Genomic DNA, 20257 nt, shown 5'->3' on the forward strand with positions numbered 1-20257 from the left:
GGGAGATCACGACCATGCCGATCAACAGCACACGTCGCGCCATCCTGCAGGGCGGGGCAGGCCTTGCGGCCGCCCTGGCCGCGCCCGGCGCCATGGCCCAGCCGCGCCCGGGTGAGAAGCGCGTGCTGAAGGCGGTGATGCACGCGACGCTCGGCGTGCTCGACCCCTATGCTACCACGGCCTACATCACGCGGAATCACGGCTACCTCGTCTATGACACGCTCTTTGCGCTGGACGGGCGGAGCCGGCCGCAGCCGCAGATGGTCGGGGAGTGGTCCGTCTCGGAAGACAGGCTGACCTATGAGTTCCGCCTGCGTCCCGGGCTGAAGTTCCATGACGACACGCCCGTCACCACCGCCGACGTCATCGCCTCGCTGAACCGCTGGATGCCGCGCGACGTGATGGGCACGCGCCTGCGCAACGTGACCGAGCGGCTGGAGGCGGTGGATGCGGAGCGCTTCCGGCTGGTGCTGAAGCGCCCCTACGGGCTGGTGCTGGAAACCCTGGGCAAGCCCGGCGGGCCCGTGCCCTTCATTCTGCCGCGCCGCATCGTCGAGATTCCGGCGGACCAGCGCATCACCGAGGTGGTCGGCTCCGGCCCCTTCCGCTTCATCGCGGCCGAGTACCGCTCCGGCGACCGCGTGGTCTATGAGCGTTTCGACGGCTATGCCCCGCGCAGCGAGCCCGCCTCAGGCCTGGCCGGCGGCAAGGTCGCCAAGGTCGACCGGATCGAATGGATGGAGATCAGCGACGCCCAGACCGGGGCGAACGCCCTGCTCGCGGGCGAAGTGCATGTGATGGAGAATATCCCGCCCGACCTGATGGGGCTGATGCGGCGCAGCCGCGACGTGGTGCTGAAGGCACGCGGCGCCAGCAACTCCATCCTCATGCGCTTCAACAGCGCGCAGGCGCCGTTCAACAACCGCAAGGTGCGCCAGGCCGTCATGGCGGCGGTGAGCCAGAAAGATTACCTGGACGCGCAGATCGGCGATGACAGCCTCGCCCAGCCCTGCGCCTCCGTTCTCTCCTGTGAATCGCCCTATGCCGCCGACCTTCCCGTCCCCACCGGAAATATCGAGCGCGCGCGGCAGCTGCTGCGCGAGAGCGGCTATGCCAACGAGAAGGTGGTGATCCTGCATCCGGCGGACCTGCCCTCGGGCAGCGCCCTGGCGCCGGTGACGGAGCAGCTCCTGCGGTCCATCGGCATGAACGTGCAGGTGGACAGCATGGACTGGAACAGCCTTCTCGCCCGTCGCAACCGGAACGTGCCGGTGGAGCAGGGCGGGTGGAGCATTGCCTGGGGCATCTGGACCAATCTCGACCTGATGAACCCCATCATCAACCTCAACCTCGATGGCCGCGGCGGGCGCGGCTATGTGGGCTGGGCCGAAAGCGCCGAGATGGAGCGGCTGCGCGAGGCCTTCGCCTTCGAGACGGACCCGGCGAAGCAGAAGGAGATCGCGGCGGATCTCCAGCGCCTGTCGAACGAGGAGGCCTTCTCCATCCCGCTCGGCGGCTACAAGGTGGTCACGGGGCACCGCTCCGGCGTTCGCGGCGTGGTCGTCGACCAGATCCTCGTCTTCTGGAACATGGAGTTGGCCTGAGGCTCGGGGGCGCGGCCGGGCGCCGCTGGATGTCGGGCGGGAGGGGTGGCTCGTCGGGCCGCTCCCCTCCGCCTGCCCCCCTCCCTCCGCACGAGACCGCAGAGGAAGCTTCTCCCTTCACGGCCCTTGTGGGCTAGGCTTCCAGGTCACAGATGGAGGGGCATGCATGCGGAAGCTGATCGCCGTCTGGGCGGCGCCGATTTGACGGGCCCGGTCGCATGAACCAGCCCTTGCAGGGACCGCCCGCGGACGGGGTGGTCAGCCTCAACCGGGCCCGCGACGACAAGCTCTGGGCCGTGATCGCGGCCATCGGGCGGAAGACCCGGGTGGCCGAGATCTATCCCAGCCGCGCCGCCGCCGATGCCGACCGGAACTGGCGGGAACAGCAGGTCCGGGCCTATGCGAGCTTCCTGCGAAGCTCCAGCATGCCCGTGCCGAACTACATCGTCTCCCCCATCCGCCGCGCCGATCTCCCCCGCAGCTGGCGTCCCCTGCCGGCCCTTGGCTTCCTGCGGGGACAGTTCATCTGACAGGCGGCTGACCGGGCTCGGGCGCGGCCCTGGGGCTGCTCGGCGCCCGGCCCTGGCCGCCTGCCGCTACGGCAGGCCTGCCGAATGCGGGTCTCCGCCGCTTCGGCCCGCACCCCCTTGATAGAACCTGGGCCCAGATGTCCCGCCCCGGCCGCGCGTCGCAACGCCTCGTTAGTGATCTGGGCCTATTCCAGCGGCATGTTGCAGCCAGACCAGCCGCACCCACGCTCTGCCCCGGACCCGCCCGACCCGAGTCGCTCGGCCGAGGCCGGGACGGGCCGGCTCGGGGGCTGGTGGCGCGGCCTGCGGCCGGAATCGCGCGATCTGGGCCTGGTAGGCCTCGGCTTCACGGGCGCCTTCCTGGCCGCCCTGGCGACCGATGCCTTCGATCAGCTGTACGACTTCGCCCACCGGCATGAGGACTGGGAGCTGGACGAGATTCTGGCCGCCCTCCTCATCATGCCCTTCGGCTTCGCGGCCTACGCCATCCGTCGCTTGCAGGACGTGCGCCGCGAGATGGCGCTGCGCCGCCAGGCCGAGGCGGAGGCACGGCAGCTTGCCGTCCATGATGCCCTGACCGGCCTGCCCAACCGTCGCAGCCTGGCGGATGGGCTGCAGCGCAGCTTGGCCCGCGCGCGCCGGGAGGGTGGCGCGGTGGCCGCCCTGATGGTGGATCTCGACCGTTTCAAGCCGGTGAATGACCTTCGCGGCCACGCGGCCGGGGACAGGCTGCTCCGGATGGTGGCCGAACGCCTCCTCGGCACGACCCGGGAGGTGGACCTGGTGGCGCGCCTTGGCGGGGACGAGTTCGCGATCGCGGGGTATTTCGGCAGCGAGCAGGCGCCGGATGCCCTGGCGGCAGAGGGAGCGGCGGGCGCGGGCGGCCCGGAGGACGCGGCGGAAGCCGCCTCGCGCCTTGCCCGCCGCGTCGTCGCTGCGCTGGAGGAGCCCTTCGACCTCAGGGACGGGGCCGCCTCCGTGCTGGTGGGAGCGAGCGTGGGTGTCGCGCTGGCTTCCGAGGTGGAGGGAGGTGCCGAGGAGCTTCTGCGGCGCGCCGATCTCGCCATGTATCGCGCCAAGGCGGATGGGAGGGCCTGCTTCCGCTTCTTCGAGCCGGAGATGGACACCCGCATCCGCCATCGGGCCGAGATGGAGGCGGAGCTCCGGCGCGCGATCGCGGGAGACGAGCTGGTGCCACATTTCCAGCCCCTGGTGGCGCTTGGCGCCGGGCGGCGGATCGTCGGCCTTGAGATGCTCGTGCGCTGGCCGCATCCCGTCCGCGGGATGATTCCGCCCGCCGAGTTCATCCCCATCGCGGCGGATACCGGCCTCATCGTGCCGATGACCGAGCGCCTGCTGCGCCAGGCCTGCCGCGCCGCCCTCTCCTGGCCCGACGAGATCAGCCTGGCCGTCAACGTGTCGCCCATCCAGCTCCGGGACCGGGCGCTGCCCTCGCTCGTGGCCGCCGTCCTCGCGGATTCCGGCCTGCCCGCCCGCCGGCTCGAGATCGAGCTGACGGAGACCGGGCTGGTCGAGAACTTCGAGATGGCGCGCGACCTGCTGACCGAGCTGAAGGCCCTTGGCGTGCGGCTGACGCTGGATGATTTCGGGACGGGCTATTCCAGCCTGCGCCACCTCCAGACCTTGCCGTTCGACCAAATCAAAATCGACGCCGGTTTCGTGCGCAGCATGGCGGCGAGCCCGGAGAGCGGGAAGATCGTCGCGGCGGTGGTCGGGCTGGGCCACAGCCTGGGCCTGCCGACGGTCGCCGAGGGGGTGGAGGACGCGGCCACCGCCGCGGTTCTTGCCCGGATGGGGTGCGACATCGGGCAGGGCTGGTTCTTCGGGGCCGCCGTGGCCGAGGCTGAGGCCGGGCGCCTGGTGCGAGACCGGGCTGCCCTGGCCTCCTAGCGGCGGCGCGGCCGGCGCATCCGGGCCACTGTCACCAAAATGTCAGGCTGAAGTCATCCGAATGAATCCGCAGCGGGGCTAAGGTCCCGCTCGTGACGACCGAACCTTCCCAGGCCAGTTCCTCCTGGCGCGACGTGCAGGACGCCCTTGGCGCGGCCATTCGCCTCGGCGAGATCCCGCCGGGCAGCCGCCTGCCGACCGAGCCCGTGCTGATGGCGCGCTTCGGCGCCGGGCGGCACAGCGTCCGGCGCGCCGTCGCGGCGCTGGCCGCCGAAGGGCTGGTGCGCACGCGCCAGGGCAGCGGCACCTATGTGCGCGAGGCGCCCGTGCTGGACTACCGTCTGTCCGAGCGCACGCGCTTCTCCGAGAACCTGCTGGAACAGGGACGCGAGCCCTCCGGCCAGGCTCTGGATGCGCGGGAGGAGCCCGCGTCCCCCGCCGTCGCCGAGGCCCTGCGCCTTCCGCCGGGAGAGCCGGTGTTCCGCGTCCGGCGGCTCGGCCTTGCCGACGGCGTGCCGGTGAACCTCTCGGACTCGCATTTCCCCGCGCGCCGCTTCCCCGGGATGCTGGCGGCCTGGGAAGGCGGGGGAGGAGTCAGCGCCGTGCTGGCCACCTATGGCATCCCCGACTACCGGCGCATCGCGAGCACCGTGCTCACGCGCCTGCCGAACGCCGAGGAGGCGCTTCTGCTGGACCAGGCGGAGGCGCAGCCCGTGCTCATCATCCGCAAGGTGGATGCGGACTTGTCCGGCATCCCCATCGCCTGTTCCGAAACCATCTGGGCCGGGGAGCGCGTGCAGCTCTCGGTCGATCATGCCGCACGCGAGGAGAACCGTCATGTGGATCGCTGACCTCCGGCTGGTGCTGCCGGACCGCGTGGTGCCGCATGGCGCCCTGCGGATGGAGGGCGGGCGCATCGCCGAGATTGCCGAGGGCGCGCCGCGCGGGCCGGCGCTGGACGGCGGCGGCCTGCTGCTCATCCCCGGCCTGGTCGATCTGCATGGCGATATGATCGAGAAGGAGGTGGAGCCGCGTCCGGATGCCGCCTTCCCGCTGGATGTGGCCATCGGGGAGCTGGATGCGCGGCTGGCCGCCTCGGGCGTCACCACCGCCTATGCTGGCCTCTCCTTCGCGGAGGGCAAGGCGCGCCTGCTCCGCACGGAGGACCGCGCGCGCGGCGTGATCGAGGCCGTGGCGCGCCTGCGGGAGGAGCTGCGCGTGGACCTTCGCGTGCATGCCCGCTTCGAGGTGACGAATCCCCGCGCCGAGCCCGTGCTGCGGGACCTGCTTGCGCGTGGCCTCGTCGGCATGGTTTCGCTGACCGACCACACGCCGGGGCAGGGCCAGTACCGCGATATCGAGCAGTACATCCGCTACCAGACCCGGGCGCATGGCGAGGATGCGACCACCGTCGAGACCCGCGCCCGCGAGAGGATGGCGGCGCCGAGGGCCTGGGAGGTGGCGCGTGGCGTGACGTCGCTGGCGCGGGCGCAGGGCCTGCCTATCGCCTCCCATGACGACGACACGGCGGAGAAGGTGGGGCTGATGCGTGAGCTCGGCGCCACCATCAGCGAGTTCCCGGTGACGCTGGAGGCCGCGGCCGAGGCGCGCCGCCTGGGCATGGCGACGCTGATGGGCGCGCCCAATGCGCTGCGCGATGCCTCCATGACTGGCAACGCCACGGCCCGCGCGGTGCTGGAGGCCGGGCTGCTGGACATGCTGGCGGCCGATTACCACCAGGGTGCCATGCTTCCGGCCGTGCTGGCCTGGGAAAGGGCGGGGCTGGTTCCGCTGCACCAGGCGATCGCGCTGGTGACGTGCAATCCGGCGCGTGCCGCGGGCCTGGGCGACCGCGGCGCGCTCGCGCCGGGGCAGCGCGCCGACTTGGTGCTGCTGGACGATAGTGGCGCCGCGCCGCGCGTGCGGGCCGTCTGGCGGGGCGGGCGGCTGATCCATTCGGACGGCTGGTCCGGGCGGGCCGCGGCTGCGGCGGCGGCTGCGGCATGAGCGCGGTGTCGGTTGAGGAGCGGCGGCACTGGATGGGCGTTCTCGCCCGTGCCGGCGCCGGGCGTATCCGGGAGAGGCTGGGAGCGGTGCCGCCGCTGCCCGCGCATGTGCGGCTGCGCGGGCCGGAGATCGGCCTGAGCATGCTGCGCGGCCGGGCGGGCGGCGACGGTGCGCCCTTCAACCTGGGCGAGATGACGGTCACGCGCTGCGCGGTGCGGCTGGAGGACGGGACGGTGGGCCATGCCTATCTCGCCGGCCGGGACCTGCCGGGGGCCGAGCTGGCGGCCGTACTGGACGCCGCGCTGCAGGACCCGGCACGGCGCCCCGGGCTGATGGACGCCGTGGTGACACCGCTAGCCGCGGAGCAGGCCGAGGCAAAGGCGTCCATGGCCCGCAAGGCCGCGGCGACACGGGTGCGATTCCTGACGATGGCGAATATGCGATGAGCGGCCTTCTTCCCGGCTTTGCCGACCCTGTGCTGGACGCGCAGTCCGCCTTTCGCGCCGTGCTGGAGGCGATGAGCCGCCCGGGACGCATCCAGCGCATCCCGCGCGCGCCTTCGCCGCCGCGGCCGCTTTGCCCCGCGGCGGGCGCGGTGCTGCTGACCCTGGTGGATTCCGGCACGCCGCTCTTCATCGATGCGGGTCCCGATGCCCTGGAATGGGTGCGCTTCCACGCCGGATGCCCGGTGGTGGCCGATCCGGCCGGGGCCGAGTTCGTGCTGACCGCAGGGCGACCGCCGGGGCTGCTTTCGCTGCGGGCCGGCTCTGACGAAGAGCCCCAGGGCTCCGCCACGCTGATCCTGCAGGTGCAGGGGCTGGAGGAGGGCGCGGGCTGGCGCCTGACCGGGCCGGGGATCGAGCGGGAACACCGGCTGCGGGTCACCGGGCCGCCGGAGGATTTCGTCGCGGAGTGGCGGGCCAATGCGGCGCGCTTCCCGCGCGGCGTGGATGTCATCCTCTGCACGGGGGAGCAGGTGGCGGCCCTGCCGCGCAGCCTGCGGATCGAGGAGGGCTGAGCCGATGTATGTCGCAGTGAAGGGCGGCGAGGCGGCCATCGCCCATGCCCATGCCTGGCTGGCCGAGGAGCGGCGCGGCGATGCCGCCGTGCCGGAGATCGGGACGGACCAGATCGGCGGGCAGCTCACCCTGGCCGTCGACCGCGTGATGGCGGAGGGCTCGTGCTACGATCCGGGCCTGGCGGCCCTGGCCATCAAGCAGGCACGCGGCGACCTGATCGAGGCCGTGTTCCTGCTGCGCGCCTATCGCACCACCCTGCCGCGCTTCGGCGCGACGCTGCCGCTGGACACGGGCGCCATGCGGCTGCGCCGCCGCGTCTCGGCCACCTACAAGGACCTTCCGGGCGGGCAGGTGCTGGGCCCGACCTTCGACTACACCCATCGCCTGCTCGACTTCGCCCTGGCCGCGGAGGGGCACGTGCCGTCGGAGGCGCCGGAGGCCGACCCCGGCGAGGACGCGGCCTGCCCACGCGTGACGGCGATGCTGGCGGATGAGGGGCTGATGGCGCCGGAGGAAGCCTCCGACGTCGAACCGGGCGACCTGACCCGCACGCCGCTTTCCTTCCCCGCCGGCCGGCCGCTGCGTCTGCAGAACCTGGCCCGCGCGGATGAGGGCTTCCTGCTTTCCATGGCCTATTCCACCCAGCGCGGCTACGGCAACAACCACCCCTTCGTCGGCGAGATCCGCCAGGGCGAGGTGACGGTCGAGATCCTGCCGCCCGAGCTGGGCTTCGCGATCGAGATCGGCGACATCACCGTCACCGAATGCCAGATGGTGAACCAGTTCCATGGTTCGCGCACCGAGCCGCCGCAGTTCACGCGCGGCTACGGGCTGGTGCTCGGCCGGACGGAGCGGCGCGCCATGTCCATGGCGCTGGTGGACCGCGCGCTCCGCGCGGAGGAGCTGGGCGAGGAGATCACGGCGCCCGCGCAGGACGAGGAATTCGTCCTGTCCCACTCCGACAACGTGGAGGCGACGGGCTTTCTGGAGCACCTGAAGCTGCCGCATTACGTCGACTTCCAGAGCGAGCTGGAGGCAGTGCGCGCCATGCGGGCAGCGGCCGCGCCCGAGGCCGCGCGGGAAACCCTGCGGGAGGCCGCCGAATGAGCGCCGAAGGCTACAACTTCGCCTATCTGGACGAGGGCACGAAGCGGATGATCCGCCGCGCGCTGCTCAAGGCGGTGGCGGTGCCGGGCCACCAGGTGCCCTTCGGCTCGCGCGAGATGCCCTTGCCCTATGGCTGGGGCACGGGCGGCATCCAGGTCACGGCCAGCGTGGTCGGGCCGGAGGACGTGCTGAAGGTAATCGACCAGGGGGCGGACGACACGACCAACGCCGTCTCCATCCGCCGCTTCTTCGCCCGCGTGGCGCCGGGCCTGCGCACGACGGAGCGCACGGCGGAGGCGACGATCATCCAGACCCGCCACCGCATCCCGGAGACGCCGCTGCGCGAAGGGCAGGTGATGGTCTATCAGGTGCCGCAGCCCGAGCCACTCTACCGGCTGGAGCCGCGCCGCGCCGAGACGAAGCGCCTGCACGCGCTGGCCGATTACGGGCTGATGCAGGTGAAGCTCTATGAGGACATCGCGCGGCATGGCCGCGTCGGCTCCTCCTATGACCATCCGGTGATGGTGGGTGGCCGGTACCTCATGGCGCCGTCGCCCATACCCTCCTTCGACAACCCGAAGATGCACATGTCCCCCGCGCTCCAGCTCTTCGGCGCCGGGCGAGAGCGGCGGCTCTATGCCGTGCCGCCCTATACCGAGGTGCGGAGCCTCGACTTCGACGACCACCCCTTCGAGCCGCTGCGCGCCAAGGGCCACTGCGCCCTGTGCGGGGCGGACCACACCTACCTCGACGAAATGGTGACGGACGACCGGGGCGGACGGCTCTTCGTCTGCTCGGACACGGATTACTGCGGCGAACGCCAGGCGGAGAGGGCGGCATGATGCCGGATGACGAGCCGATCCTTTCGGCGCGCGGGTTGTCGCTCTCCTTCGGTGCCGTCCGGGCGCTGGACGAGGTTTCCGTCGATCTCTGGCCCGGCGAGGTGCTGGCGATCGTCGGGGAATCGGGTTCGGGCAAGTCCACCCTGCTGCGGGCCCTGGCGGGGGAGATGCGGCCCGATGCCGGCCGCGTGGCCTACCGGGATGCGTCGGGGCAGGATCTGGATGTGCATTCCATGGGCGAGCCCGCCCTGCGTCGCCTTGCCCGCACCGAGTGGGGCTTCGTCCGCCAGGATGCGCGGGACGGGCTCCGCATGGGGGTTTCGGCCGGCGGCAATGTCGGCGAGCGGCTGATGGCCGTCGGCGCGCGCCATTACGGCGATATCCGTGCCGAGGCCGCGCGCTGGCTGGAGCGGGTCGAGATCAACCCCGATCGCATCGACGACCGGCCCGGGCAGTTCTCCGGCGGCATGCGCCAGCGCCTGCAGATCGCGCGCACCCTCGTCACGCGCCCGCGCCTCGTCTTCATGGATGAGCCGACGGGCGGCCTGGACGTGTCCGTGCAGGCCCGGCTGCTCGACCTGATCCGCGGCCTGGTCAGCGACCTCGGCATCGCCGTGGCGCTGGTGACCCATGACATCGCGGCGGCGCGGCTGCTCGCCCACCGGCTGGTCGTCATGCGCCATGGCCGGGTGGTGGAGGAGGGGCTGACCGACCGCGTGCTGGACGACCCGCGCCACCCCTATACGCAGCTTCTCGTCTCCTCGGTGCTCGCCGCATGACCGAATGGGTTCTCAAGGCCGAAGGGCTGAGCAAGGGCTTCACCCTGCATCTTCAGGGCGGGGTCTGCATCCCGGTCCTGCGGGATGCCGGGCTGGTGGTGAAGGCCGGCGAATGCGTGGCGCTTTCCGGCCCCTCGGGGGCGGGCAAGTCCACCTTGATGCGGCTTCTCCAGGGCAATTACGGCGCGGATTCCGGCGCCATCCTGGTTCGCCAGGCGGATGGAGGGGTGGCGGACCTCGCCACGGCCTCCCCGCGCGCGATCAACGCGCTGCGGCGGGAGACGATCGGTCATGTCAGCCAGTTCCTGCGGGTGATCCCGCGCGTGCCGGCGCTGGAGGTTGTCGCCGCGCCGCTGATCGCGCGCGGCATGCCGCGGGAGGAGGCGCTGGCGCGGGCCCAGGCGCTGCTGCGGCGCCTGAACCTGCCGGACCGGCTGCACGGATTGCCGCCCGCCACCTTCTCGGGCGGTGAGCAGCAGCGGGTGAACCTCGCGCGCGGCTTCGTGGCGGATTTCCCCCTGATGCTGCTGGACGAGCCCACTGCCAGCCTGGACGCCGCCAACCGCGAGGTCGTCATCGCCCTGATCGCCGAGGCGAAGGCGCGGGGCGCCGCGCTGGTCGGGATCTTCCACGACCTGGAGGTGCGCGAGCGCGTGGCCGACCGGGTGGTGGAGGTGGCGCCTCTGCGGGAGGCCGCGTGACGGGCCGGCTGGTCGCCGTCGTCGGTCCCTCCGGTGCCGGCAAGGACACGCTGATGGCGGCCGCGCGGGAGGCGCTGCGGGACGATCCCCGCTTCGTCTTCCTGCGCCGCGTCATCACGCGCCCCGAGGATGCGGGCGGGGAGGACCACGAGGCCGCGACGGGGCCAGGCTTCGACGCCTTGCAGGCAGCGGGGGCCCTGGCGCTGTGGTGGGACGCGCATGGGCTCCGCTACGGCCTGCCGCGCGACGTGCTGGAGGAGGCGCTGGCGACCGGGCGGGTGGCCGTCGCCAACCTGTCGCGCCAGGTTCTGCCCGAAGCCGCGCGCCGCTACCCCCTGCGCGTGCTTGAGATCACGGCGCCGCTGGAGCTGCGGGCCGCGAGACTGGCCGCGCGGGGGCGGGAGACGGTGGAGGATGTGGCTCGCCGCCTCGCGCGCCAGGCGCCCCTCCCGCCTGGGCTCTTCGTCGAGACGGTGGTGAATGACGGGCCGGTGGCGGTGGGCGTCGACAAAGTGCTGGCCGGGTTGAGGGCCGCCTGACCGGGACGAGGGGGGCGGCCTCCCGCCCGGCGTTGATCCCGTAAGCCAGCCGCATGGGAGCCGGCGCAGGTTGCGCCTTCCCTTCCCGTATCGGAGACCGCCTGCGCCGCGCGGGGCCCTCGAAGCCAAGGGCCCCGCGCGGCGTATCGTTCCGGGGCCTGGATGGCAGCCCCGGACGCGCCCGGCTAGGCCGGGCGAGCGCCGGCGAGCGCCGCCCGCAGGCGCCCCGACATCGCATCGATCACCGCGACGGTCACGAGGATGAGCAGCACGATGAAGGAGACGACGTTCCATTCCAGGGTGCGGATCATCTCCGAGAGCATCAAGCCGATCCCGCCCGCCCCGACGATGCCGATGATGGTGGAGGAGCGCGTGTTCGACTCGAACATGTAGAGGACATGCCCCGCCATCACCGGCAGCACGGCCGGGAGCACGCCGAAGCGGATTCCGTGAAGCTTGCCGCCGCCGGAGGCCGTGACGCCCTCGACCGGCTTGCGGTCCGCCGCCTCGATGGCCTCGGAGAAGAGCTTGCCGAAGGTGCCGATATCCGAGGTGAGGATCGCGAGGACGCCGGCGAAGGGGCCAAGGCCGACGACGCTGACCCAGATGAGCGCCCAGATCAGCGCGTCGATGCCGCGCACCCCGTCCAGCATCCGGCGGGACAGGAACTGGACGGCGCGGTTGATCGAGGTGTTGCGCGCGGCGAGGAAGCCGAGCGGGAAGGCGAGGATGGCGGCGCCGAGCGTGCCGAGCAGGGCGATGGCCAGGGTCTCAGCGAGCCCCTTCAGGATCAGCACGGTGCGGGACCAGGTGCCGGGGTCCGGCGGGATCATGAGGCCGAGGAAATGGAAGAGCTGGGCAAACCCGTCCACCAGCCGCGCCGGGGAGAAGTCTAGCCGCCAGAGGCCGAAGACCAACAGGCCGAGCGCGGCGGCGCAGAGCAACAAGGCGCCCAGGCGGGAGGCGGGCAGGGGCAGGAAGACGGTGGGATGCCGCGCCCTGATTCCCGCCATATCCGCCAGGGCGGCGTCGCGCAGGGAGAGGGAGCGGTTCATGCGCGGGCCTCCATCGCGCCGATCAGCCGGTGGCGCAGGCGCTCAGTTCCCAGGTCGATCAGCATGACAGTCAGGATGATCAGCAGCAGGAGCGCGGCCACGTCGTTGTAGTAGAACTTGCGGATGGCCTCGATGAGATCCTGCCCGATGCCGCCGGCACCGACGAAGCCGAGGACTGAGGCCTGCCGCACGTTCACCTCGAAGCGGAGCAGCGCGTAGCTCGCGAAATTCGGCAGCACCTGCGGCACCACGGCGTAGCGGACCACCGCCGCCCAGGAGGCACCGGCGGCCGAGGCGCCCTCCATGGGCTTCATGTCGATGTTCTCGACCACCTCGGAGAAGAGCTTGCCGAGCGCGCCCATGCTGTGGATCGCGATGGCCAGCACGCCGGGGAGCGGCCCGAGGCCGAAGGCGATGACGAAGATCAGCGCGAAGACGATGTCCGGCACGGTCCGGCAGAATTCCAGGAAGCGCCGCGCCGCGCCGCGCGCCCAGGGGTTCCGCACCAGGTTCGAGGCGGCGCAGAAGGAGAGCACGAACCCGCCCGCCGCACCGAGGGCGGTGCCGACATAGGCGATGAGGAGCGTGTCGGCGAGCAGCAGGCTCCATTTGCGCCAGCCCCAGAACCATTCCGCCGGATCGGTCCAGACCCGACCCGCGCCGGATTCAAGCATGGTGACGCGGTCGAAATAGCCGAAGAAGGCGCCGCCATGCTGCCACAGGCGGCCCAGGTCCACCTCCGCCACATGGCCGGCCAGCAGGACGAGCGCCGCGATGGTGAGAGCAAGGATCAGCGCGCGGCGACGCTGCCCGCGCGAGGCGGCACGGTAGCCGTGCAGCAGCTCGGAAAGCCGGTCGTCCGGAAGATGGGTGAGCGCGGTGGCCAAGTGGGGGCTCCTGGATGCGGAGACGCCGCCCCGGCGCGTGGACCGGGGCGGCGTTCAGGCGGGAGGGCTGGCTAGGAGCGGCGGCGCAGCCCGTCCACGAAGCGGTTCAGCTCGATGATCGGGTTGTAGTCGGCGTTGGTCACGGCCTGCCAGGGCGCCTGCTGGCCATCCGTGATGCGGCGGAAGGTCTCCGGCTCGCGCTGCGGCAGCTCGAGCACCGCGGTCTGGATCGCCGTACGCAGGTCCTGCGGCAGGCTGTCCAGATAGGCCATGGGCGAGTTCACGATCTGGTCGGACTTGAAGATGATGCGGAAGTCCTCCGCCTTCACCATGTTCTTCCGGGCCATGCGGAGCAGGTTGCTCTCGCTCTCGTCGTTCCACCAGTTGGCGCAGACATCGACCGTACCCTGGTTGAGCGCGATCACCGCGTTCTCATGGCTGCCGGTGTAGACGACGCGGCCGAAGAACTCCTCCGGCGTGATGCCCATCTTGTTCAGCGCGAAGCGCGGGACGTTGTTGCCGGAGGTGGAGTTCGGATCGACGAGGCCGAGGTTCTTGCCGCGCAGGTCCTGCACGTTCTGATAGGGGCTGCCCGACTTCACGTAGAGGACGGAGTGGTAGCCCTTCGTGCCATCGAGGTTCACCTCGATGGCGAAGGCAGTGATGCGGGCGCCGGTCATCAGCGCGCGCGCGAAGGACGAGGGGCCGTAGGAGGCGATGTGGATGTTACCGGCGCGCTGGCCCTCGATCACCGCCGCATAGTCGTTGGCGATGCGCAGCGTGACCTTCGTGCCGAGGCGTTGGGAGAGGTGGTTGGTGAAGGGCGCCCAGCGCTCGGTGACGCCGGAGGCGTTCTCGGACGGGATGATGGCGAAGACCAGCTCCGGGAACTGGCGGGAGAAGTTGGCCTGGGCCCGCGCCACGGCGGGCAGGGCGAGCGCGGCGGTGGCGCCGAGGAGGGCGCGGCGTTGCAGGATCATGGAAGACCTCTCTGGTCGTGGTCCCGCGGCGCGGCGTGGTGCCGGCCGTCAGGCGTGAAGGGCGAAGGGAGCGACCTGCGGCGTGGGGCCGGGCAGGGCGGGGGCGTGGTCCACCGCCTCATCCGCCTCCAGGCCGTAGAGCTCGCGGGCCGCGGCGGCATCGAGGGCCTCCGGCGGTCCGTCGAAGACGAGCCGCCCGGCCGACAGGCCGACCAGCCGGTCGCAATAGGCGCGGGCGATGTCCAGCGCGTGCAGGTTGCACAGCACGGTGATGCCGAATTCGCGGTTGATGCGGGCCAGGGCGTCCATGACCACGCGCGTGTTGCGCGGGTCCAGCGAGGCGATCGGTTCGTCCGCCAGGATGATGTCGGGCTCCTGCACCAGGGCGCGCGCGATGGCGACCCGCTGCTGCTGCCCGCCGGAGAGATGCTCCGCGCGCTGGGCCGCGAGTTCGCCGATGTCGAAGCGCTCGAGGGCCGAGAGGGCGATGGCGCGATCCTCGGCGGACCAGAGGCGGAGCAGCGAGCGATGCGCCGGGACCGCGTTCAGCCGGCCCACCAGTACATTCGTCAGCACGTCGAGACGGCCGGAGAGGTTGAACTGCTGGAACACCATGGCGCAGCGGGCGCGCCAGTCCCGCAGGGCGCGGCCCTGCAGCGCCGTCACGTCGCGCCCTTCCCACAGGATGCGGCCGGCGCTGGGGTCGGCCAGCCGGTTCACCATGCGCAGGAGAGTGGATTTGCCCGCGCCCGAGCGCCCGATGACGCCGACGAAGCTGCCACGCGGCACTTCGAGGCAGACATCGTCCACGGCGATGCGATCGCCGTAACGCCGGGTCAGTCCTTCGATGATCAGCATGGGAGCGCGACTTAGAGGGGCCTGCTGACCGCTGCGTGACGGAGATTTGAAGGATTGATGACGGCCGGGCCAGTGTTGCTCGCCGCGGATCTGTCCCGGGGAGAGGAAGAAGGGATTCTTCCTCTCCCCGGACCCGTCGAAGGCAGTGCCTTCGACCCATCATCTTCTTTTCGCAGTTTGGAATCACTCGACGGACGGTGCGCCTGAGGTCGATGACCTCAGGCGACTGCAAAGGCAGGATCAAGCACCGGCCATCAGAGACTCCGCCGGTCAACGGCATCCACGGCAGTCCGATGGGGTTCCAAGGGCCTCAGGCCCTTGGCGGGGTGAGGGCGGAGCCCTCAAAAGGAGGCCCGGATCGGTCGGGACCTCCGCATCGCTGCATGAGGGCGCAGCGTGCCGTCAGCCGTCCGCGCGGATGTTGTTGGCGCGCACCACCTCGCCCCAGCGGGCATGGTCGGACTTCAGCAGGCCGGCCAACTCCTCGGCCGTGCCGCCGCCGGGCTCGTCGCCCTGGGTGGTGATGCGCTCGCGCACGGTGGGGTCCTGCACCGCCTGGTTCAGGGCGGCGTTGAGGCGCTGCACGATCTCGGCCGGCATGCCCGGAGGGCCGAACAGGCCGATCCAGGCCGTGATGGCGAAGTCCGGCAGGCCTGCCTCGGCGGCGGTCGGGATATCGGGGAACGCCGGGATGCGCTGGGCCCCGGTGGCCAGCATCGGGCGCAGCTGGTTCGACCGGATGAAGGGCGCCATGACCGATGCCGCGTCGAACATGGCGCTGAAGCGGTTGACGATGAAGTCCTGCAGGGCCGGGCCGCTGCCGCGATAGGGCACATGCTCCATCGGCGGGTTGCCGATGCGGTTCTTGAACAGCTCCATGGCCACATGGGTCAGGCTGCCCGCGCTGCCGGAGCCGTAGTTGATGCCCTTGCCGCCATTCGCCTCGCGCGCCCAGGTGGCGAATTCCGCGGGGTTGCGGGCGGGCACGCTGGGGTGCACGCAAAGGATCAGGGACGACTTGAGCATCATCCCCACCGCGGTGAGGCGCAGCGGGTCGATGGTCATGCCCTGGAAGGTGTGCGGGTTGATGGTCAGCGGGTTCGCATTGCCCACCAGCAGCGTGTAGCCATCCGGCCGCGCGCGCAGCACCGCGTCCGTGCCGAGATTGCCGCCGGCGCCGCCGCGGTTGTCGATCACCACCGGCTGGGCGAGGGCCGAGGAGAGGCCCTGCTGCAGGATGCGCGCGGCGAAGTCCGTCTGCCCGCCCGGCGGGAAGCCGACGACGAGGGTGACGGGCCGGTTGGGGTAGGCGCCCTGGGCGCGCGCCACGGCGGGTGCCGCAAGGCCGAGGCCGAATGCGCCCGCCAGCGCGCCGCGGCGCGAGAGCGGGAGGGTGAGTGTCTCTCGGAACGTCATGGTTAGTCCTCCCTGGTGAAACGCTTCCGCCCGGCGCCTCCCCCGGGGCGGCGGGCCTTTCAGGCTGCGCCGTGCCGGTACGGAAGGCCGGTACCTCGTTGTCCCCGTTCGGCGCGGTGCCCCGGGGTTAGTGGATGCGGCCCTCGCGGAAGGCCTCGACCGCGCGGATGACGCCGCGCAGCTCCGCCAGGCCCTTCAGCCGACCGATGCAGGAATAGCCGGGGTTCACGCGCTTCCCGATGTCGTCGACCAGCAGGTGGCCGTGGTCCGGGCGCATGGGGATGGTCGCATCCTCGCGGCCTTCGGCGCGGCGCCGCGCCTCCTCGGAGAGCAGGGCGGCGACCACGGCGACCATGTCGGTCGCGCCATCCAAGTGGTCCGCCTCATGGAAGGAGCCGTCGGGCTCGATCGCCACGTTGCGCAGATGCGCGAAATGGATGCGCGGCCCGAATTCGCGCGCCATGGCGGGCAGGTCGTTCGCGGCATGGCTGCCGAAGGCGCCGGTGCAAAGGGTCAGCCCGTTTGCCCGGTCCGGCACCGCCTCCAGCAGGGCGCGCGTATCGGCGGCGGTGGACATCACCCGGGGCAGGCCGAAGATCGGGAAGGCCGGGTCGTCGGGATGGATGCAGAGTCGCGCGCCTTCCTCGGCCGCCACGGGCGTGATCTCGCTCAGGAAGGCGATGAGGTTCTCGCGCATGCCGTCGGTGCCGACATCGCGGTAGATGTCGAGCATCCGCTGGAAGCCGGCACGATCGTAGACGAATTCGCGCGCGGGCAGCCAGTCGATCAGCACGCGCTCCAGGGCACCGATCTCGCCTTCGGACATGGCGTGGAAGCGCTTCTCGGCGGCAGCCCGGCGGGCGGGCGGGTGGTCGGCCTCGGCGCCGGGGCGGCGGAGGACGAAGAGGTCATAGGCGGCCAGCTCGGTCCAGTCGAAGCGCAGTGCGTAGCCGCCGCTCGGCACGCACCAGGCAAGATCGGTGCGCGTCCAGTCCGTCACCGCCATGAAGTTGTAGCAGATGGTCCGCACCCCCGCCCGCGCGACGGCGCGGATGGATTGCTTGTAGTCCTCGATGCGGTCCCGGAAGGCGCCGGTGCGGGTCTTGATCTCCTCGGCCACCGCGATGCTCTCCACCACGGCCCAGCGGAGGCCCGCCGCCTCGATCTCTGCCCTGCGCTTCCGCACCTCCTCCTCGGGCCAGGCGCCGCCCTGGTTGAGGTGGTGCAGGGCCGAGACGACGCCGGTGGCGCCGGTCTGGCGCACATGCGCCAGCGTCACGGGGTCCTCAGGGCCGAACCAGCGCCAGCTTTCGAGCATCAGGAGGTCCTTCCGGGGCGGGAGTGGTGCATCGGTCAGCCGAGCGCATCGGTGGAGCGGCGTGCCCGGGCCTCGATGGCGGCCCAGTCGCCTGCCTTCAGCTCGGCCCCGGGCACGAGCCAGGACCCACCGACCGCCACGACATTCGGCAAGGCGAGGTAATCCGGCGCCTCCTTCTCCCCGATGCCGCCGGTGGGGCAGAAGCGCGCCTCGGGGAAGGGGGCGCCGAGGGCCTTCACGGCGCCGATGCCGCCGAGCTGCGCGGCGGGGAAGAGCTTCACCGTGGAGAAGCCGCGGGCCATGGCCGCCATCAGCTCGGAGGCGGTGGCGATGCCGGGGACGAAGGGAAGGCGCGCCCGTGCCGCGGCATCCAGCAATTCGGGCGTCGCGCCCGGCGAGAAGGCGAAGGCCACGCCGAGGCGTAGGGCGAGGTCGAGATCGCCCGGCGTCAGCACCGTGCCCAGCCCGACGATCGCTCCGGGCACCTCGGCCATGATCGCCTCGGCCGCGCGGGCGCCTGCCGGGGTCCGCAGCGTGACCTCCAGCATGCGGACGCCCCCCGCGACCAGCGCGCGGGCGAGAGGAACGGCCTGGGCGGCATCGTCGATGGTCAGGACCGGCACGATCCGCGCCGCGCGCAGCAGATCGGTCGCATTGTCGGCTTGGGTCATGCGGTCTCCGGAGCGGCTGGGGCGGGGAGGATGCCGGCGGGCATGGCGCTGCGCGGGATGATCGCGCCGGGATGCTGGATCACACGGCCGGCGAGGCGGTGGCCGGCGAGGATGGCGGCGTCTGGCGCCGCGCCGTTGAGGCGGGCGGCGAGATAGGCCGCGGCGAAGCTGTCGCCGGCCGCTGTGGTGTCGACCGGCTCCACCGCCTCCGGCACGGGGACGAATTGCTCCGCCCCGGCGGAAACAGCGATGGCGCCGGGTTCGGCGAGCTTCACCACCGCCTCTTCCACCCCCGCCTGGCGCAGCCGCGTGATCAGCGCCCGGGGCGAGGTTTCTCCATCGAGCAGGGTGAAATCCTCCACCCCGGCAAGGACCGTGTGGCTGAGGGAGAGGGCGCGGCCGAAGGCGGCGCGCGCCTCGTCGCGATCGGGCCAGCCGCGCGGGCGGAAGTTGCTGTCGAAGACGACCCGCCCGCCGACGGCGCGCACCCGCTCCAGAACCGCGAACAGCCGCTCCCGCGCGAGCCCCCGGAAGAGGGAGAGCGTGATGCCGGAGAGATAGAGCGGGTCGGCCATGGCGAGGGCGGCCTCGACCCGTTGCGTTCCCGGCAGGTCGAAGAGGCGGCGGACGGGCGCGGCATCCCGCCAGTAGGAGAAGCGGCGTTCGCCTTTCTCGTCGGTCTGGATGAGATAGAGGCCGGGCAGCGCACCCGACACCCGTTCCACCCGGGACGTGCCGACGCCTTCCGCCTCCCAGTCGCGGAGCATCTCGTCGCTATGCGGGTCGTTGCCGAGGGCGGTGACGTAGTCCACGGAAACACCGAGGCGGGCGAGATAGACGGCCGTGTTCAGCGTGTCGCCGCCGAAGCCGCGGGAGAGCAGGCCATCGGGCCGCTCGCGCAGCTCGATCATGCATTCGCCCAGGCAGGCGAGGCGGGGTGGGGCGTCTCGGGTCATCGCAGCGCAGCCTGGGCGAGGAGGGGGGCGGCGGCCTGGCGCGTCACGCCGCAGGAGGCGCGGAGAACCAGCCGTGCCGGGAGGACGATCCGCTCGGACCGGCGCTCGGGCTCGGCGATGCGGCGGAGGAGCAGGCGGGCGGATTCCTCGCCCACCAGCCGCGGCAGGGTGCTGACGGTGGTCAGCGGCGGCTCGGTTAGCGCCGCATCCGGCAGGTCGTCGACGCCCGTCACCGCCAGGTCGCGCCCGGCGCGCAGGCCGCGGCGTTCCAGGCCCAGCATGACCCCGAAGGCCACGATGTCGTTGAAGCAGATCGCGGCGCTCGGCGGATCCGAGGAGTCGAGCAGGGAGCCGATGGTCTCGGCGCCGGCCCGGCGGGTGAGCGGCGTGCGGAGGATCAGCCCGTCATCCAGCCCATGGCGGCGCATGGCGTCGCGGAAGCCGGCCCAGCGCTCCCGCGTGGCGGAATGCAGCAGCTCGCCGCCAATGAAGGCGATGCGGCGATGGCCGAGCCGGACGAGGTGCTCGACCGTCTCCTCGACACCGGACCGGTAATCCGCGCCGGCATAGTCCCCCGGCTCCTCGCCGGGCGGGAGGGTGACGCAGCGGAGCGCCTGCACGCAGGGCAGGGACCATTCGCGGAGCATCCGCACCAGCCCGGGCGCGGTGCCGGTGGCGGGGCACAGGACGACGCCGTCCACCCCCTGCTCACGCATGCGTCGCAGGAAGCGCTCCTGGCGCTCCAGGGATTCCCCTGTGCTGACGAGGAAGCTGACATAGCCCTCGGCCTCCATCACGCGGTCCACCCCGATCGCCATTTCCGCGAAGAAGGGGTTGCTGAGATCGGTGACCAGGAGGCCGATCGTCTTGGTCCGGCTGGAGCGCAGCGTCGCCGCGCCGCGGTTGTACACATAGCCCAGCGCATCGACCGCCCCGCGCACGCGGTCGCGCGTTTCCGCCGCGACCAGCGGGCTATCGCGCAGCACGAGGGACACGGTCGCGCGGGAGACGCCGGCGCGGGCCGCGACGTCCTTCAGCGTCAGCCGCATGCGGTCCGGCGGGCTGGGCGGCATCGCG

General features: G+C 71.7%; 21 protein-coding genes. 12 read left to right on the forward strand and 9 right to left on the reverse strand.

All coding sequences use genetic code 11. The annotated features are described in order from the left end of the window. The first annotated feature begins 14 nt into the window (after nt 1–14). The 12 genes from BUB97_RS06135 to phnN all read left to right on the forward strand — a co-directional run bounded on the left by BUB97_RS06135 (nt 15) and on the right by phnN (nt 11039). Nucleotides 15–1604, forward strand: coding sequence for an ABC transporter substrate-binding protein (locus BUB97_RS06135; protein WP_073132704.1), 1590 nt, complete (start codon nt 15–17; stop codon nt 1602–1604). A gap of 218 nt (nt 1605–1822) precedes the next feature. Further along, nucleotides 1823–2134, forward strand: a complete 312-nt coding sequence (locus BUB97_RS06140) for a hypothetical protein (RefSeq protein WP_073132706.1) — start codon at nt 1823–1825, stop codon at nt 2132–2134. Between the two features lie 198 nt (nt 2135–2332). Next, complete coding sequence (locus tag BUB97_RS06145) at nt 2333–4045, forward strand: putative bifunctional diguanylate cyclase/phosphodiesterase (protein ID WP_175562570.1); 1713 nt, start codon at nt 2333–2335, stop codon at nt 4043–4045. Nucleotides 4046–4137: 92 nt separating this feature from the next. Further along, nucleotides 4138–4896: a phosphonate metabolism transcriptional regulator PhnF gene (gene phnF / locus BUB97_RS06150; protein WP_073132710.1), complete on the forward strand. Its 759-nt coding sequence runs from the start codon at nt 4138–4140 to the stop codon at nt 4894–4896. After that, nucleotides 4883–6052, forward strand: a complete 1170-nt coding sequence (locus BUB97_RS06155) for an alpha-D-ribose 1-methylphosphonate 5-triphosphate diphosphatase (protein WP_073132712.1) — start codon at nt 4883–4885, stop codon at nt 6050–6052. Before phnF ends, BUB97_RS06155 begins: the two co-directional genes overlap by 14 nt. Next, entirely contained in the window at nt 6049–6498 is a 450-nt protein-coding gene (gene phnG, locus BUB97_RS06160) for a phosphonate C-P lyase system protein PhnG (protein WP_073132714.1), read from the forward strand. The genes BUB97_RS06155 and phnG overlap by 4 nt, the downstream gene beginning before the upstream one ends. After that, entirely contained in the window at nt 6495–7070 is a 576-nt protein-coding gene (gene phnH / locus BUB97_RS06165) for a phosphonate C-P lyase system protein PhnH (protein WP_073132716.1), read from the forward strand. Before phnG ends, phnH begins: the two co-directional genes overlap by 4 nt. A gap of 4 nt (nt 7071–7074) precedes the next feature. Next, complete coding sequence (locus tag BUB97_RS06170; RefSeq protein ID WP_073132719.1) at nt 7075–8178, forward strand: carbon-phosphorus lyase complex subunit; 1104 nt, start codon at nt 7075–7077, stop codon at nt 8176–8178. Continuing rightward, a complete protein-coding gene (locus BUB97_RS06175) occupies nt 8175–9020 on the forward strand; it encodes an alpha-D-ribose 1-methylphosphonate 5-phosphate C-P-lyase PhnJ (RefSeq protein ID WP_073132721.1) in 846 nt (281 codons plus the stop codon). Before BUB97_RS06170 ends, BUB97_RS06175 begins: the two co-directional genes overlap by 4 nt. Next, on the forward strand, nt 9017–9799 hold the full coding sequence (gene phnK / locus BUB97_RS06180) for a phosphonate C-P lyase system protein PhnK (RefSeq protein WP_073132724.1): 783 nt from the start codon (nt 9017–9019) through the stop codon (nt 9797–9799). The genes BUB97_RS06175 and phnK overlap by 4 nt, the downstream gene beginning before the upstream one ends. Then, nucleotides 9796–10500 (forward strand): phosphonate C-P lyase system protein PhnL, encoded by a 705-nt coding sequence (gene phnL, locus BUB97_RS06185; protein WP_073132727.1) that lies wholly within the window; start codon nt 9796–9798, stop codon nt 10498–10500. The genes phnK and phnL overlap by 4 nt, the downstream gene beginning before the upstream one ends. Then, nucleotides 10497–11039, forward strand: coding sequence for a phosphonate metabolism protein/1,5-bisphosphokinase (PRPP-forming) PhnN (gene phnN / locus BUB97_RS06190; RefSeq protein WP_073132730.1), 543 nt, complete (start codon nt 10497–10499; stop codon nt 11037–11039). The genes phnL and phnN overlap by 4 nt, the downstream gene beginning before the upstream one ends. A 185-nt stretch (nt 11040–11224) precedes the next feature. Here the strand turns inward: phnN and phnE (BUB97_RS06195) are convergent, their stop codons facing one another. From phnE (BUB97_RS06195) to BUB97_RS06235, 9 genes are all read right to left on the reverse strand, one after another. Further along, nucleotides 11225–12094, reverse strand: a complete 870-nt coding sequence (gene phnE / locus BUB97_RS06195) for a phosphonate ABC transporter, permease protein PhnE (protein WP_086061949.1) — start codon at nt 12092–12094, stop codon at nt 11225–11227. Continuing rightward, nucleotides 12091–12981 (reverse strand): phosphonate ABC transporter, permease protein PhnE, encoded by an 891-nt coding sequence (phnE, locus tag BUB97_RS06200; protein ID WP_073132732.1) that lies wholly within the window; start codon nt 12979–12981, stop codon nt 12091–12093. Before phnE (BUB97_RS06200) ends, phnE (BUB97_RS06195) begins: the two co-directional genes overlap by 4 nt. 71 nt (nt 12982–13052) lie before the next feature. Further along, a complete protein-coding gene (phnD, locus tag BUB97_RS06205; protein WP_245818207.1) occupies nt 13053–13961 on the reverse strand; it encodes a phosphonate ABC transporter substrate-binding protein in 909 nt (302 codons plus the stop codon). Nucleotides 13962–14009: 48 nt separating this feature from the next. Continuing rightward, nucleotides 14010–14819: a phosphonate ABC transporter ATP-binding protein gene (phnC, locus tag BUB97_RS06210; RefSeq protein WP_073132734.1), complete on the reverse strand. Its 810-nt coding sequence runs from the start codon at nt 14817–14819 to the stop codon at nt 14010–14012. 402 nt (nt 14820–15221) lie between these two features. Further along, nucleotides 15222–16235: a Bug family tripartite tricarboxylate transporter substrate binding protein gene (locus BUB97_RS06215; protein ID WP_073132736.1), complete on the reverse strand. Its 1014-nt coding sequence runs from the start codon at nt 16233–16235 to the stop codon at nt 15222–15224. Nucleotides 16236–16362: 127 nt separating this feature from the next. Next, a complete protein-coding gene (gene uxuA, locus BUB97_RS06220; protein WP_073132738.1) occupies nt 16363–17553 on the reverse strand; it encodes a mannonate dehydratase in 1191 nt (396 codons plus the stop codon). A gap of 35 nt (nt 17554–17588) precedes the next feature. Then, nucleotides 17589–18224: a bifunctional 4-hydroxy-2-oxoglutarate aldolase/2-dehydro-3-deoxy-phosphogluconate aldolase gene (gene eda / locus BUB97_RS06225; RefSeq protein ID WP_073132741.1), complete on the reverse strand. Its 636-nt coding sequence runs from the start codon at nt 18222–18224 to the stop codon at nt 17589–17591. Next, entirely contained in the window at nt 18221–19180 is a 960-nt protein-coding gene (locus BUB97_RS06230) for a sugar kinase (protein ID WP_073132743.1), read from the reverse strand. Before BUB97_RS06230 ends, eda begins: the two co-directional genes overlap by 4 nt. Beyond that, complete coding sequence (locus BUB97_RS06235; protein WP_073132745.1) at nt 19177–20253, reverse strand: LacI family DNA-binding transcriptional regulator; 1077 nt, start codon at nt 20251–20253, stop codon at nt 19177–19179. Before BUB97_RS06235 ends, BUB97_RS06230 begins: the two co-directional genes overlap by 4 nt. Between the last annotated feature and the right edge of the window lie 4 nt (nt 20254–20257).

This window comes from Muricoccus roseus (genome assembly GCF_900141905.1).
GTDB classification, from domain to species: Bacteria; Pseudomonadota; Alphaproteobacteria; order Acetobacterales; family Acetobacteraceae; genus Roseomonas; species Roseomonas rosea.

Bases quoted from the DNA above. Each gene is read 5' to 3' on its own strand.
- BUB97_RS06135 (WP_073132704.1), top strand. From the start codon at position 15: ATGCCGATCAACAGCACACGTCGCGCCATCCTGCAGGGCGGGGCAGGC.
- BUB97_RS06140 (WP_073132706.1), top strand. From the start codon at position 1,823: ATGAACCAGCCCTTGCAGGGACCGCCCGCGGACGGGGTGGTCAGCCTC.
- BUB97_RS06145 (WP_175562570.1), top strand. From the start codon at position 2,333: ATGTTGCAGCCAGACCAGCCGCACCCACGCTCTGCCCCGGACCCGCCC.
- BUB97_RS06155 (WP_073132712.1), top strand. From the start codon at position 4,883: ATGTGGATCGCTGACCTCCGGCTGGTGCTGCCGGACCGCGTGGTGCCG.
- phnG (WP_073132714.1), top strand. From the start codon at position 6,049: ATGAGCGCGGTGTCGGTTGAGGAGCGGCGGCACTGGATGGGCGTTCTC.
- phnH (WP_073132716.1), top strand. From the start codon at position 6,495: ATGAGCGGCCTTCTTCCCGGCTTTGCCGACCCTGTGCTGGACGCGCAG.
- BUB97_RS06170 (WP_073132719.1), top strand. From the start codon at position 7,075: ATGTATGTCGCAGTGAAGGGCGGCGAGGCGGCCATCGCCCATGCCCAT.
- BUB97_RS06175 (WP_073132721.1), top strand. From the start codon at position 8,175: ATGAGCGCCGAAGGCTACAACTTCGCCTATCTGGACGAGGGCACGAAG.
- phnK (WP_073132724.1), top strand. From the start codon at position 9,017: ATGATGCCGGATGACGAGCCGATCCTTTCGGCGCGCGGGTTGTCGCTC.
- phnL (WP_073132727.1), top strand. From the start codon at position 9,796: ATGACCGAATGGGTTCTCAAGGCCGAAGGGCTGAGCAAGGGCTTCACC.
- phnE (WP_086061949.1), bottom strand. From the start codon at position 12,094: ATGAACCGCTCCCTCTCCCTGCGCGACGCCGCCCTGGCGGATATGGCG.
- phnD (WP_245818207.1), bottom strand. From the start codon at position 13,961: ATGATCCTGCAACGCCGCGCCCTCCTCGGCGCCACCGCCGCGCTCGCC.
- phnC (WP_073132734.1), bottom strand. From the start codon at position 14,819: ATGCTGATCATCGAAGGACTGACCCGGCGTTACGGCGATCGCATCGCC.
- BUB97_RS06215 (WP_073132736.1), bottom strand. From the start codon at position 16,235: ATGACGTTCCGAGAGACACTCACCCTCCCGCTCTCGCGCCGCGGCGCG.
- uxuA (WP_073132738.1), bottom strand. From the start codon at position 17,553: ATGCTCGAAAGCTGGCGCTGGTTCGGCCCTGAGGACCCCGTGACGCTG.
- eda (WP_073132741.1), bottom strand. From the start codon at position 18,224: ATGACCCAAGCCGACAATGCGACCGATCTGCTGCGCGCGGCGCGGATC.
- BUB97_RS06230 (WP_073132743.1), bottom strand. From the start codon at position 19,180: ATGACCCGAGACGCCCCACCCCGCCTCGCCTGCCTGGGCGAATGCATG.
- BUB97_RS06235 (WP_073132745.1), bottom strand. From the start codon at position 20,253: ATGCCGCCCAGCCCGCCGGACCGCATGCGGCTGACGCTGAAGGACGTC.